The organism is Sphingobacteriaceae bacterium (assembly GCA_002319075.1).
Classification (GTDB): Bacteria; Bacteroidota; Bacteroidia; order B-17B0; family Aurantibacillaceae; genus Aurantibacillus.
In genome coordinates, this window is record NVQB01000001.1 from 4,481,011 (window position 1) to 4,492,557 (window position 11,547).

General features: G+C 36.4%; 15 protein-coding genes. 10 read left to right on the forward strand and 5 right to left on the reverse strand.

What is annotated here, in order from left to right; genetic code table 11:
* The first annotated feature begins 114 nt into the window (after positions 1-114).
* The 7 genes from CNR22_19415 to CNR22_19445 are packed head-to-tail and all read left to right on the forward strand — an operon-like array spanning position 115 to position 5,301.
* A complete protein-coding gene (locus tag CNR22_19415; GenBank protein PBQ33859.1) occupies positions 115-1,209 on the forward strand; it encodes a glycosyl transferase family 1 in 1,095 nt (364 codons plus the stop codon).
* Positions 1,206-2,165: a hypothetical protein gene (locus CNR22_19420; protein ID PBQ33860.1), complete on the forward strand. Its 960-nt coding sequence runs from the start codon at positions 1,206-1,208 to the stop codon at positions 2,163-2,165. Before CNR22_19415 ends, CNR22_19420 begins: the two co-directional genes overlap by 4 nt.
* Positions 2,165-3,067 carry a hypothetical protein gene (locus tag CNR22_19425; protein ID PBQ33861.1) on the forward strand — a complete coding sequence of 301 codons (903 nt, stop codon included), beginning with the start codon at positions 2,165-2,167 and terminating at the stop codon, positions 3,065-3,067. Before CNR22_19420 ends, CNR22_19425 begins: the two co-directional genes overlap by 1 nt.
* Positions 3,068-3,086: 19 nt before the next feature.
* Positions 3,087-3,317, forward strand: a complete 231-nt coding sequence (locus CNR22_19430) for a hypothetical protein (protein ID PBQ33862.1) — start codon at positions 3,087-3,089, stop codon at positions 3,315-3,317.
* Positions 3,314-4,120 carry a hypothetical protein gene (locus tag CNR22_19435; protein PBQ33863.1) on the forward strand — a complete coding sequence of 269 codons (807 nt, stop codon included), beginning with the start codon at positions 3,314-3,316 and terminating at the stop codon, positions 4,118-4,120. Before CNR22_19430 ends, CNR22_19435 begins: the two co-directional genes overlap by 4 nt.
* 35 nt (positions 4,121-4,155) lie before the next feature.
* Entirely contained in the window at positions 4,156-4,641 is a 486-nt protein-coding gene (locus tag CNR22_19440; protein ID PBQ33864.1) for a hypothetical protein, read from the forward strand.
* Between the two features lie 9 nt (positions 4,642-4,650).
* Positions 4,651-5,301 carry a DUF4956 domain-containing protein gene (locus CNR22_19445; protein PBQ33865.1) on the forward strand — a complete coding sequence of 217 codons (651 nt, stop codon included), beginning with the start codon at positions 4,651-4,653 and terminating at the stop codon, positions 5,299-5,301.
* A 4-nt stretch (positions 5,302-5,305) separates the two neighbouring features.
* Here CNR22_19445 and CNR22_19450 read toward each other — a convergent pair whose 3' ends face one another.
* From CNR22_19450 to CNR22_19460, 3 genes are all read right to left on the reverse strand, one after another.
* The gene (locus CNR22_19450; GenBank protein ID PBQ33866.1) at positions 5,306-5,635 is read right to left on the reverse strand and encodes a hypothetical protein; all 330 of its coding nucleotides are present in this window, start codon (positions 5,633-5,635) and stop codon (positions 5,306-5,308) included.
* Positions 5,636-5,718: 83 nt separating this feature from the next.
* Positions 5,719-6,564 (reverse strand): hypothetical protein, encoded by an 846-nt coding sequence (locus CNR22_19455; protein PBQ33867.1) that lies wholly within the window; start codon positions 6,562-6,564, stop codon positions 5,719-5,721.
* A gap of 377 nt (positions 6,565-6,941) precedes the next feature.
* Positions 6,942-8,000 (reverse strand): 16S rRNA (cytosine(1402)-N(4))-methyltransferase, encoded by a 1,059-nt coding sequence (locus tag CNR22_19460; protein PBQ33868.1) that lies wholly within the window; start codon positions 7,998-8,000, stop codon positions 6,942-6,944.
* 319 nt (positions 8,001-8,319) lie between these two features.
* Here CNR22_19460 and CNR22_19465 point away from each other — a divergent pair, with 319 nt between their 5' ends.
* Positions 8,320-8,511, forward strand: coding sequence for a cold-shock protein (locus CNR22_19465; protein ID PBQ33869.1), 192 nt, complete (start codon positions 8,320-8,322; stop codon positions 8,509-8,511).
* A gap of 70 nt (positions 8,512-8,581) precedes the next feature.
* Here the strand turns inward: CNR22_19465 and CNR22_19470 are convergent, their stop codons facing one another.
* A complete protein-coding gene (locus tag CNR22_19470) occupies positions 8,582-9,109 on the reverse strand; it encodes a glutathione peroxidase (GenBank protein PBQ33870.1) in 528 nt (175 codons plus the stop codon).
* A gap of 70 nt (positions 9,110-9,179) precedes the next feature.
* Here CNR22_19470 and CNR22_19475 point away from each other — a divergent pair, with 70 nt between their 5' ends.
* Both CNR22_19475 and CNR22_19480 read left to right on the forward strand, forming a co-directional pair.
* Positions 9,180-9,608 (forward strand): esterase, encoded by a 429-nt coding sequence (locus CNR22_19475; protein PBQ33871.1) that lies wholly within the window; start codon positions 9,180-9,182, stop codon positions 9,606-9,608.
* A 146-nt stretch (positions 9,609-9,754) separates the two neighbouring features.
* Entirely contained in the window at positions 9,755-10,618 is an 864-nt protein-coding gene (locus tag CNR22_19480) for a hypothetical protein (protein PBQ33872.1), read from the forward strand.
* A gap of 57 nt (positions 10,619-10,675) precedes the next feature.
* On the opposite strand, the gene CNR22_19485 is transcribed toward CNR22_19480, so the two are convergent.
* Positions 10,676-11,446 (reverse strand): TIGR02757 family protein, encoded by a 771-nt coding sequence (locus CNR22_19485; GenBank protein PBQ33873.1) that lies wholly within the window; start codon positions 11,444-11,446, stop codon positions 10,676-10,678.
* Between the last annotated feature and the right edge of the window lie 101 nt (positions 11,447-11,547).

Here is an 11,547-nt window from a genome sequence, read left to right on the forward strand (position 1 = left end):
ACCTGAAAAATAGCTACTTATTCTGATAAATATTTATCTTTATTAATATCTTTGGCGCTTTATAAAGAAATACAATGCTATCACTATTTTCCTAAATCAATCGTATTTTTTTAAATGAAAATCCTGCTTTTATCTGACACGTACAGTGAACATACCGAAAAATGGGCGCTTGGACTTGCCAATAAGGGTGTAGAAGTAGGTTTGTTTAGTTTTAATAAAGCCTCTTACGAATGGTACGCACATCCAAATATTACTGTTTTTTTTGAACCTGAGCAGAAGATCAATGCTGAAAGCACACTTACAAAGCTGGCCTATCTGAAATATGTGACAATTCTTAAAAAAATCATCAAACATTTTAAGCCTGACGTTCTACATGCGCACTATGCTACAAGTTATGGCCTGGTGGGGGCACTCAGCCATTTTCATCCTTACGTTATTTCCAGCTGGGGCACCGATGTGATGAAATTTCCAAATAAGAATTTTGTCGCTAAATCTCTTCTCAAATATAATTTTAAAAGTGCCGATGTATTATGCGCTACTTCTGAAACTATCAGGAAGTGTATTCATGAAGTCATTCAAAAAGACGTTAGTGTAGTTCCCTTTGGGGTGGATGTGGCAAACTTTGCTCCGCGAAAAGTAACCTCCTTATTTGAAGAAGGTGACTTTGTTCTTGGCAGTATTAAGCCTTTAGAGGAATTGTATAATATTGATATTTTAATTAAGAGCTTCGCAGCATTAAGATCAAAATATCCGCAGCTTAAGTTGTTAATTGCAGGAGAAGGTTCTGCAGAAAAGGAGCTGAGAAATCTTGCCAGCGGTTTAAATGCCGCAGATGCCATAATCTTTGCAGGAAGAATTCCATTTAAAGAGATTCATAAATATTATAATATGATCGATGTGCTCGTTAACATAAGCGAATACGAAAGTTTTGGCGTTTCTGTAATTGAAGCCATGGCCTGCGAAAAGCCTGTTATTGTTACAAATGTAGGTGGTTTAAAAGATATTGTAAAGGACGATAGTCTGGGACTTAAGGTTGAGGTACGCAATGTTGAGCAAACAATAACTGCAATGGATGCTTTAATAAGTGATAAAGATGCTTATAACCGCATTGCAAAAAATTCGAGAAAACATGTGATTGAAAATTATAGCTGGAATGGAAACCTCGATCAGATGATGCAAATTTATTCAGACTTAACCGAAAAGAAGTGATACTTAAAACTATAACAAGAGAAGTTTACACTGAAAAAGCAGAAGCATCTATAGGTGTTTTTGGCAGCGCTAAATGGCTTTCAGCCTATGAAGAGTCTCTTGATTTTATTGGAATATTTAAAGATGAACACCAGATGATTGGTGGGTTTTATTTGATGAAAACTACAAAGTTTGGTTTTGCCTTTATAAAACTACCTCCTTACACGCCGCATTGCGGTTTGTTTTTTACTTCAGAAAGCAAAAATCAGTCTTCTGTAAATAGTTTTTCTAAAGAAGTAATTTCAGAAGTCTGCACTTATATTTCTCAGCAGAAAGCTGCTTTAACGGTTCTGGCCTTTCCAAGTTCTGTTGTGGATATGCAACCTTTTATCTGGGAGAAGTATAAAGTTATTCCAAACTACACTTATAGAATTGATCTTCAAAAATCCATGGAAGAGATCAAAGGAAATTTTGATTCAAAAAACAGAAATGTCATAAATAAAGCTATTAAAGAGGAAGTTGTTGTATCGAAAAACACTTTGAACAAACAAAATCTCTATGATTTTTTCGTGAATTCCTTAAGCACAACGGGTGCCAATATTTACACAAAGGAATTAAAAAATGTTTTTTTAAAATTTTCAGATAATTCCAATTCCTTTAGTCTGGAGGCTAAAAAGAACAATGAGCTTTTAGGCGTGGTTTTCTGTGTTTTTGATAAAACGTCCTGCTACTACCTGCTCGGAGGCGTGAATAAAACAGCCGGGGTGGGAGGGATTAATAATATCTTAGTACAACGTGCTATTGAAACAGCAAAAGAATTAAATTGCCGGATTTTTGATTTTGAAGGCTCTATGTTGAAAGGCGTAGAGAAATTTTTCAGGGGTTTTGGTCCTGAATTATTTCCGTATTACACGGTTAATAAAGGAAATATGCCATTGGAAATACTGCTGAAATTTAAAAAACGTGAATTGTTTTAATGTCAAACCTTGCATACATAAAACATAAGGACATTGATTTTAAAAAATGGGATGAAACTATTTTGCATTCTGAATTCCCTACAGTATTCGCCCAATCGTATTATTTGAATGCAACCAGTCCTGGCTGGGATGCCCTCGTGATAAACAATTACGAAAGTATTTTTCCGCTGACCTGGAAAAATAAACTTGGGATCACTTATCTTCCTCAGCCTTATTTTACTTCGCAATTAGGAGCTTTTGGAAAAGTAAATCCCCAAATCGAAAAAGAATTTAGAGACTTTATTGAAAAAAAATACAAGCTAATAGAAATTGAATTAAATGTTTCTAATCAACTTGATTCAACTTACAACCGTCCAAAAAATACGTTTGTTATAAAGTATGCCAATCAATTTAAATACAATCAGAATACCACAAGGAATATTGCAAAAGCTAGAGCCAGCGGATTGGTTGTAAAACAGGTTCCTGATCTGGAGATTTTAGATCTTTCTGAAAAATTATTAAACCCATTCTTATTAGAGGAACTTAAATTACCAAAGAACGAAGTGGCAAAATTTGGCAGTTTATTGGTGAACTGTATGGAAAACCACTCTTTGCTAACATTCAAAACTGTTAATGAAACGAATGAGATTAAAGCGATGGGACATTTTGTTTTTAACAAAAGATATGCGCTATTTTTAAAAGGTACAACCATCGATAAGCAAGACAATTCCGGCAGTATGCATATTCTTATAAGTTACGCTATTGATTATTTTAAAGATAAATGCGAAATTTTTGACTTCGGTGGCGGCTCTTTGAACGCTGGACTGGCTGGCTTTTATAAAGGGCTGGGAGGAACACAACTTAATTATTATTTTTTACGGATAAATAATCTGAACCCATTACTTAAACTTTTAAAAAAATAGTTTACAGATCATAGAACTAATGAAAAAATTACTCAGCACTATAAAGCAGGAAATTTTTCACACTTTAAAAGTGTATCCTGCCTGTAAACTTATTCAAAAAATAAACCAACACTTTCCCTTAAAAGGAACTGGGGCGCTGGAAGCATTTGCTTCCACCCGCGCTCTTCAAACCGGGGCTTATAAACACTATTATTTTCAACAACACACTTTAATTTATTACCTGGTGTTACATTTAAAAAAAAATAAATGAAGGCTATAATCTCGCATGATATAGACCACATAACTGTCTGGGAACATTTATTCAGGGATACCATTATTCCCAAGTACCTGGCGCGAATGCATATTGAATTGTTCGCCGGAAAAATTTCCACGCGTGAATATACTTTGCGCTGGTCCGATTTTTTTAAAAATAAATGGCAGAATATTGATGAGCTTATTACATTCAATAATATCAATAATGTGCCTTCTTCTTTTTTTATTGCGGTTAATAAAGGTATCGGTCTAAATTATTCTAATGAGGCGGCACTCCTGTGGATCGAACAAATGAAACTTCGCAATTGCGAAATTGGACTTCATGGTATAGCTTACGATAGTCCGGAGATGATCAAAGCGGAATTTGATCTCTTTAAAAACTTAACGCAATCTGAAAATTTTGGTATTCGTATGCATTATGTGCGCAATACGGAAAGCACTTATAAACTGCTCTCCGGAGCCGGTTACAGCTACGACAGTACCGAACATGCATTTAAAAATCCATATAAAATTGGAAACATGTGGGAGTTCCCATTTCAGATCATGGATGGCTGGATCATAGAGAATTATAAAAAATGGCAGTCTTTGAACCTTCTTCAGGCAAAGGAAAATACCATACGGATGATTGATAAAGCCTTTGAAAATAAGTTGAACTACCTTGGCATTGATTTTCACGACCGTTATTTTTCACACAGCTTTAAAACCTGGCTCGATTGGTACATATGGCTTGTAGACTACTTAAAAACAAACGATATTGAGTGTCTTAACTTTAACCAGGCTATTAAAGAACTTGAAAAATAAAATAAAACCGACGAAGACTAAATTTAAAGGAAATAATGAATAGTGGCTTGAAATATTTTATAATGCTATTGCTTACTTTTTTTATTTTTTGCTCTAAAGCTCAAAAGAAAAAGGAAATAAAAAAGTATGGTGTGAAAACTATAACAAGCACAAAAACGCTGGGCGCAAGGATACTCAGGGATGAAAAACTTACCTATAACAGTGCGGGACTTTTAATTGAAGAAATAAAATACAATAACGACGGAAACCTGGCATCAATACTTCGTTATAAGTACAACAGCGATGAAGATGTTATTGAAGAAACGGAATATAATGAGAAGAATGTGCTGAAAGAGAAGAGGACGATGGTGTACAATGTTTTGGCTCAAAAGACAGAAGAACGTGTTGTGAATGGTGGCGGTAAACAAATCAAACGTTTTGTCTATACTTACAATTCAAAAGGTCTGAGAACCGAAAAAAAGACTTACGATGCAGCCAATGTTCTGGTTACGACAAAAAAAATAGTTTACGGATATAAATAAATTTAGATTATGATTTTTCTTTCCTTGCTTCAGATTGCGGATGAGCCGGTAGTAACCGGGATAGATGCTTTGCAGAAAATATCTTTTAAACTCTTTTACCGCCTGCTAATAGATTTTGTTTCTGTATTTGTTTTAATTCGTGGGGTGTATTATCACGTTTACAAACGATTGGAATTATTTTTCACCTTTTTTATTTTTAATCTCGTTATCTTCCTTATCTGCTTTTTACTAAATAAAGTCGATCTCAGTATGGGCGCAGCATTTGGACTTTTTGCGGTATTCAGTATGTTGCGTTACAAAACTGAAGATATCAGCATCAAAGACATGTCGTACCTTTTTCTGGTAATAGCGATCGGATTAATCAGCGCTGTTACCAAAATTAAAAATGCGGAGGATTCTTTTGAGTATGTTTTTCTTATTCTTATAAACGGAACTATTATTTTACTTGCCTACTTACTTGAAAGTAAAATCCTCTTTAAAAAAGAAGCCATTCAGGTAATTAATTACGATAACATGGAACTTGTACGTCAGGCGGATCAGACTTTATTGATAGAGGATATCAAACAACGCACGGGCATTAACGCACACCGTATTTCAATTAATAAAATAGATCTGATAAAACCTTCTGTGCAAATTAAGGTTTATTACTTTGAAGAATAGCTGTCTAAATTCCTTCGTAAACTAAAACAAGTTCTGATCCTATAGCTGCAGGCTTGTCGGTCTCAATGAAGCAGTAGTCGTAAGCTTTATCGAGGCTGTTGTAAATTGGTTTGAAATTGAATTTCGACTTTTCAGGATCGGCCTTAAATTGAATGTAGGCCAGGTCATCAAAATTTCGGGTTTCCAGATCTGTTTTTCCATAAGAAAAGTAAATTTTAATATCACCGGGTTTTGAGCTTCCTGCTAAATTTACAGTTAAGTGTTTGGCATGAAAAGCTTTTGGAATAAAGCTGATGATCTTAATGACTTCTCCAATTTTTAAACGAATTTCCATATCCCTAAGGTCTGTATAAACAATTCAGTAATCTTTGTTTTAGTTTTATAAATAAACTTACTTATCAACCAGTTGAAACGGGTTTAAACTTCATCGTCAAGATGCATGACCATCATGGGGAGTTGTGTTGACAACGCCATTTTTGCAGTAATACTCTTGTGGGTCAGATTCGCCCAAAAGTTACGGTGTTTGCTGGCAAAAGCCATAAGTTGAATGGTATTAGACGCGCAATAATTCTGCAATTCTGCAACCGTATCGTTGCCGTAGACAGTCGATTTTTTATAAGCCAGGTTTGCCGGATAGCTTTGCAACAAACCGCTCCAGTCTATATCTTTTTGTTTAGGTTCAAGAATGGGATCATAATTTCGCACATTTACGAAGTGTACATTGGTATGAAGCGCCTGGGCAAATTCGGTGATCTTATTTACAAATACTGAGGTTAGCGAATCGTAATCGCTTGCAAACATCACCTGGCTTATTGCCTGCCATTTTGCATCCGATGGAACTAGGATAACGGGACAATGAGCCTGGTTAGAAATTTTGAGCGATGTTGAACCAAGGAGCGTTGTCATTACCTTCGACAAACCTGTAGTTCCAAGAATAAGTATATCCGTACCCGTATTTTCAGGTAATTCACTAAGTGTAGAAACAGCGTTTCCCGTTAAAATTTTAATTTTAATTTCCTTTACTTTTTCTGTTGCTGAATTTTCCTGGGCGATAATTTTCTCTAGTTCTTTTACAAGACTTTCGTTGTCTTCTGGTGGGAAAGAAGGAATCATCACATCTGATACAATTACCGGACTCTCTTTCACATGCACTAACGTGAGTGAAGCATTAATACTCCTGGCAAAAGATCGTGCATAGTGAAATGCATTTACAGAGTTTTCTGAGAAATCAATGCCTACCGTAATGTTATTTATTTTTTTCATACTTAGTTTGAACCTTTTTATTTTTTTGGGTGCTTTATGTCGGGTGGCAGGAACGGCTCAATCTCAGGTACAACAGGTATTTCGGGAACTTTTTCAGTTTGCGGACCTATCTCTGGTTTCTGAGGAATAACCGGATTTGTTTCGGGCTCGGGACGAATTGTAGGTTTTTCTTTTGGTGAATTTTTCATAGTTTAAAATTTAACGATCACGAAATTGCGTTCGATAAATGAATGCAAATTTCAAACCTCTTTTAAATCACGCTTTCAAATTCACAAGCAGGTCATACGGTGCGGCTTGAGACGATAGGTGCATCGCTTTTAGATGCACATAATGGGAAGGTTGAAGAAACTATCCCGATTTGGGGCGTACAAAATGGCTTAAGCCTTCACAGCCCATCTAAGCTTCGCCGATTTAGCACGTGGATTCGTAAAACATTCTTCCGCCGAGGCACGTATAGGATCTGGAGCAATTGAACTGTAAGCACCTTCCCTGAAATGATGTTGAAACCACTTCTTTACACGACGATCTTCCCCCGAATGAAATGTAAGAATAGCAACGCGACCCCCGGAGGCCAATGCATCAGGAAGTTTTTCTAAAAATTGATCAAGTACTCCAAACTCATTATTTACCTCAATACGCAAAGCCTGAAAGCACCGTTGACAAGATTTTTTAATGTCTTCTTTACTTGTTTTAGGTGAAAAAGAAGTAATTGCTTTTGTTATAAGGTCTTTTAGTTGAATGGTAGTTTCAAGAGGTTGCTTCTTGTCAATTGCTGTTATAATAGCATCCGATATTTGTTGGTAGAAAGGTTCGTCAGAGTTTTCATCCAAAATAGTTTCTAAGTGTTCGGGTGAAATAGTTTTTAAGAGCGCGGCGGCAGACTTACCGTTTTTGGGATTTAATCGCAGATCTAATGGGCCTTCAAACTTAAAAGTAAATCCTCTTTCAGGATTATCAATCTGCATGGAGGAAACGCCAAGGTCAGCCAGCACAAAATTTAACGGCCCCGATTCGTAAACAATCCGGTCGATTCCTGAAAAATTCATTTGTCTCAAAACCAAATAGTCTTCGGTATAACCGAGATTCTGCAAGCGCTCTCTCGTACGTGGCAGTTCAAAGGGATCAACGTCTGTTGCGAACAATCGTCCTTCTTTATTTAGCGCTTTTAAAATTTCAAGACTATGACCTCCGTATCCCAAAGTAGCGTCCAAACCTGTTTCACCGGGTGCCACTTTCAGTATATCCATTATTTCTTTCACACAAATCGAACGGTGCATGCCGGCAGGAGTCCGGCCTTGTTGCATCACTTTTGCAACGTCTTCAGAATACAGTTCGGGCTGTTGTTCCTTGTATTTTTCGGTAAACTCTTTTGGATGCGAACCCTTGTAGCGCTCGCGACGCACGTGTTTTGGCTTTTGATCATCTTCCATGCTCATAGGTATTTGGAATGTTTCTCGAATCAGACGATTGATTCTCAGATAGCTGTTTTAATAGACGCTTTTACGCTACTAAATTAGGTAAAAGTCGTGTTTTTACTAATTTTTAATAATGGTTGCAAATACAATTAAATACTGTACCTTACGATGACCTGATTAAGTTACAACACAAGTCAAAACAAAAGAGTGATTCTTTAGACCTGTGAAACGGAAAGTCGTTTAAACCCCCTTAAAATCTTCAGTGGAAAAAGCCATTTGGCACTGCTGAAAACTGAAATGCAAATTCAATTAAATAAATAACAAATAAAAAACAACAACAATGAAAAAAGGTAAAGTAAAATTTTTTAACGACGCTAAAGGTTTCGGATTTATACTAGGCGACGATGGACAAGAAGTATTTGTGCATGCATCTGCTCTAAAACAAGACATTCGTGAAAATGATGAAGTAACTTATGATACTGAAAACGGTAAAAAAGGTTTAAACGCCATTAACGTTTCTTTGGTAAACTAATTAGATTTACAAAAAAAAAGAGCTGCATCATAACGATGCGGCTCTTTTTTGTTTCAAAGGGGTAGATTTTTTATTTTTTATTCAACCAGTTTATGATTTTTTTTGAATCTGGCTTTTTAAGAGGTGGCACCATATCTACGAGGTATCCCTGTTCGTCAATCATGTACTTTTGAAAGTTCCATTTCACATGAGAGTTCATCACACCGTTTTCAGATTTAGAAGTAAGCCATTTGTAAATTGGATGGATGCTGTCTCCCTTTACTGTTATTTTTTCCATCATTAAAAAGCTTACACCGTAATTGCGCTCGCAAAATGATTTTATTTCCGTGTTGGTTCCTGGATCCTGGTGTTTAAAATCATTAGCCGGAAAACCAATGATCATAAGGCCTTTATCCTTATAGGCATCATAAACTTCCTGCAATTGCTTAAACTGTGGGGTTAATCCACATTCGCTTGCCGTGTTAACGATCAAAAGTTTTTTCCCTTTAAAAGTTGACAGGTCCACTGTTTTTCCTTCTATGCTGTTAGCGGTAAACTGATGTATACTGCTCGTAGGCTGCCCTTTAAAAAGCGCAGGAAAGTTTAAAAATTGTAACATCAGAAATAGTTTAAGGTGTAGTGATTTCAAAGCGAATGTTTAAATTTAAGCCTATTATTTTTATTTACCTATGAGTATCTGGAATGGAGAAGTAACCACTGAGTTAATTAACAACCTTGGAAAGGGAAGCCTCGGTGAGTTTTTTGAGATCAATTTCACGGAAGTTGGCCCCGATTTTTTAAAAGCTACAATGCCTGTAAATCATAAAACCAAACAACCTTTCGGACTTTTGCATGGCGGTGCTTCCGTTGCCCTGGCTGAAACCATAGGGAGTGTGGCAAGCTGGTGCTCCGTAAACCGCGACTTGTTTATTGGAGTGGGAGTGGAGATCAATGCGAATCACATAAAATCGGTTACTGAAGGACTTGTTACCGCAGTGTGCACTCCCATTAAAGTAGGAGGTAAAATACATGTATGGGATATTCGCATAACCGATCATAAAAACGAAGTGTGTTGCGTGTGCAGGTTTACATGCATGGTGGTACCCATGCGTAAATAGTAGGGAACCAAGCCTGAGAAAAAACGCTGCAAGCTTAAGCTTTTAAGAGGTGATTTTCAGCTTTATAGCTGGCTTTTTGCGCATAAAAATAACATTGGTATTTCAAAAATTAAGTTATTTTTGTCCATCTAAAATTAAAAACTCAAATGACATTATCACACAAATTTATGGCCTTTGGTGCTGCGGCTTTATTGTTAAGCGCTTGCGGTGGGGCAAAAGAAACAGATGCAACTGCTGAGAATGCTGATTCTACAGTTGTAGTGCAAGACACAACGCCGGTAACGGTTGACGATACCACGAAATTTAAATTTGATTTTGCTATTGCAAATATACCTTCCCCTGCTAACGCTATGCAGGAGCTTGGGCAATGGGGTGTTACCTACGATAACGCAATTCTGAATAACCCGAAAAATGCTTCAAAATATACCACTGAATACCAGAGAAGTATTAACCTTGGAGTTTATAATATTGACATGGCTTATGCCATGATGAATGAAAAAGGTCCGGATGTTTTACAATACATGAAAGACATTTTAATTCTTAGCGATGCATTGGGCTTAAAAGGTGCAGTAGATCAAATGATTGGCAAAAGAGCTGAGTCTAACTTAAATAGTAAAGACAGCTTATTCAAAATTTTGGATGAGATCTTTATCAGAAGCGATTCCTATCTTAAAACAAATGAACGTGTTTACACCGCAGCAACGGTATTTGCCGGAAGCTGGTTAGAAAGTCTTTATTTAACCTGTAAAATCAATGAACAGGTAACAGACCCTGCTTTAAAAGAAAAAGCCCGCAAACACTTATGGGAACAACGTTTCCATTTAGGAAATCTTATTAATTTATTGGGTGACTATAAAGACAAAAAAGAATGCGCTGAATTAATCAAGGACCTTAAATCTATTCATGAGGAAATTGTTGCGGTGAAAGATCCGAAAGAAATGAACGATGCGAAATTCAAAGCGATCTCGGATAAAGTGGTTGTCTTAAGAAATAAGTTGACTAACAACTAATCAAAAATTGTAAAATAAAAAAGGAGGGTTATTTCTAACCCTCTTTTTTTTATGCCTTTACTTTAAAAATTTATCTACTCCCAAACCAAACAAAGCAAAATCGTATTTCACAGGATCTTTAGGATCCATACTTCTCAAAACGCTTGTGATTTCTTCTACAGCCTGCCAATCGTTTTGTTTTCTTGTCAATAAACCAAGGCCTCTGCTTACATTGCCGGTATGCACATCCAGCGGCAAACACAGTTGTGAGGGAGAAATGTTTTTCCAAATACCAAAGTCTACCCCCTTTTTATCTTTCCGCACCATCCACCTTAAATACATGCACAAACGTTTGGCGCTCGATTTTTGAAGCGGATTTGAAATATGCTTTTCCGCCCGCTTTAGATGCTCAGCCTCCAAAAATACAGTTCTGAATTGTGTAATATTATCTATAAGTCCTGCGCTGTTCACTTTTGTGAAAGCACTTTCAAGACCGTTATGATTCGTGTAAATATTCTGAAGAGACTCTATAAAAAAAATGCAATCCGATCCGTTAAAGGTGCGGTGTACAAATTTCTCGAAAACTTTTCTGTCCTTTTTTTTATGATGTAAAATAAATTCATGAGGCGAATGATCCATCCAGTTCATGAGCTTCATGCCATTGTTAATGATAGATTTCCGGTTTCCCCAGGCGATAGTAGCGGCAAGAAACCCTGCAATTTCACGGTCTTCCTTTTTTGTAAAAAGATGAGGTATGCTTACGGGGTCCAGTTCAATAAAATCTTTAGAGTTATAATGAAAATATTTTTCATCTAAAAACTCCTTAATAGTTTTGTCGTCTGTATGCATGGATTATACAAAGATACAGCCTATGCCTTAAAAAAGAATCCCATTTCCTGTTAAAGAAATGGGATTCATTCTGGTTTTTATTAAGGTAATTCTATAGTTGG

What these genes read in the sequence shown, in the direction of transcription:
- CNR22_19415 (PBQ33859.1), top strand. Translation starts at nt 115, where the DNA reads ATGAAAATCCTGCTTTTATCTGACACGTACAGTGAACATACCGAAAAA.
- CNR22_19425 (PBQ33861.1), top strand. Translation starts at nt 2,165, where the DNA reads ATGTCAAACCTTGCATACATAAAACATAAGGACATTGATTTTAAAAAA.
- CNR22_19430 (PBQ33862.1), top strand. Translation starts at nt 3,087, where the DNA reads ATGAAAAAATTACTCAGCACTATAAAGCAGGAAATTTTTCACACTTTA.
- CNR22_19435 (PBQ33863.1), top strand. Translation starts at nt 3,314, where the DNA reads ATGAAGGCTATAATCTCGCATGATATAGACCACATAACTGTCTGGGAA.
- CNR22_19440 (PBQ33864.1), top strand. Translation starts at nt 4,156, where the DNA reads ATGAATAGTGGCTTGAAATATTTTATAATGCTATTGCTTACTTTTTTT.
- CNR22_19445 (PBQ33865.1), top strand. Translation starts at nt 4,651, where the DNA reads ATGATTTTTCTTTCCTTGCTTCAGATTGCGGATGAGCCGGTAGTAACC.
- CNR22_19450 (PBQ33866.1), bottom strand. Translation starts at nt 5,635, where the DNA reads ATGGAAATTCGTTTAAAAATTGGAGAAGTCATTAAGATCATCAGCTTT.
- CNR22_19455 (PBQ33867.1), bottom strand. Translation starts at nt 6,564, where the DNA reads ATGAAAAAAATAAATAACATTACGGTAGGCATTGATTTCTCAGAAAAC.
- CNR22_19460 (PBQ33868.1), bottom strand. Translation starts at nt 8,000, where the DNA reads ATGAGCATGGAAGATGATCAAAAGCCAAAACACGTGCGTCGCGAGCGC.
- CNR22_19465 (PBQ33869.1), top strand. Translation starts at nt 8,320, where the DNA reads ATGAAAAAAGGTAAAGTAAAATTTTTTAACGACGCTAAAGGTTTCGGA.
- CNR22_19470 (PBQ33870.1), bottom strand. Translation starts at nt 9,109, where the DNA reads ATGTTACAATTTTTAAACTTTCCTGCGCTTTTTAAAGGGCAGCCTACG.
- CNR22_19475 (PBQ33871.1), top strand. Translation starts at nt 9,180, where the DNA reads ATGAGTATCTGGAATGGAGAAGTAACCACTGAGTTAATTAACAACCTT.
- CNR22_19480 (PBQ33872.1), top strand. Translation starts at nt 9,755, where the DNA reads ATGACATTATCACACAAATTTATGGCCTTTGGTGCTGCGGCTTTATTG.
- CNR22_19485 (PBQ33873.1), bottom strand. Translation starts at nt 11,446, where the DNA reads ATGCATACAGACGACAAAACTATTAAGGAGTTTTTAGATGAAAAATAT.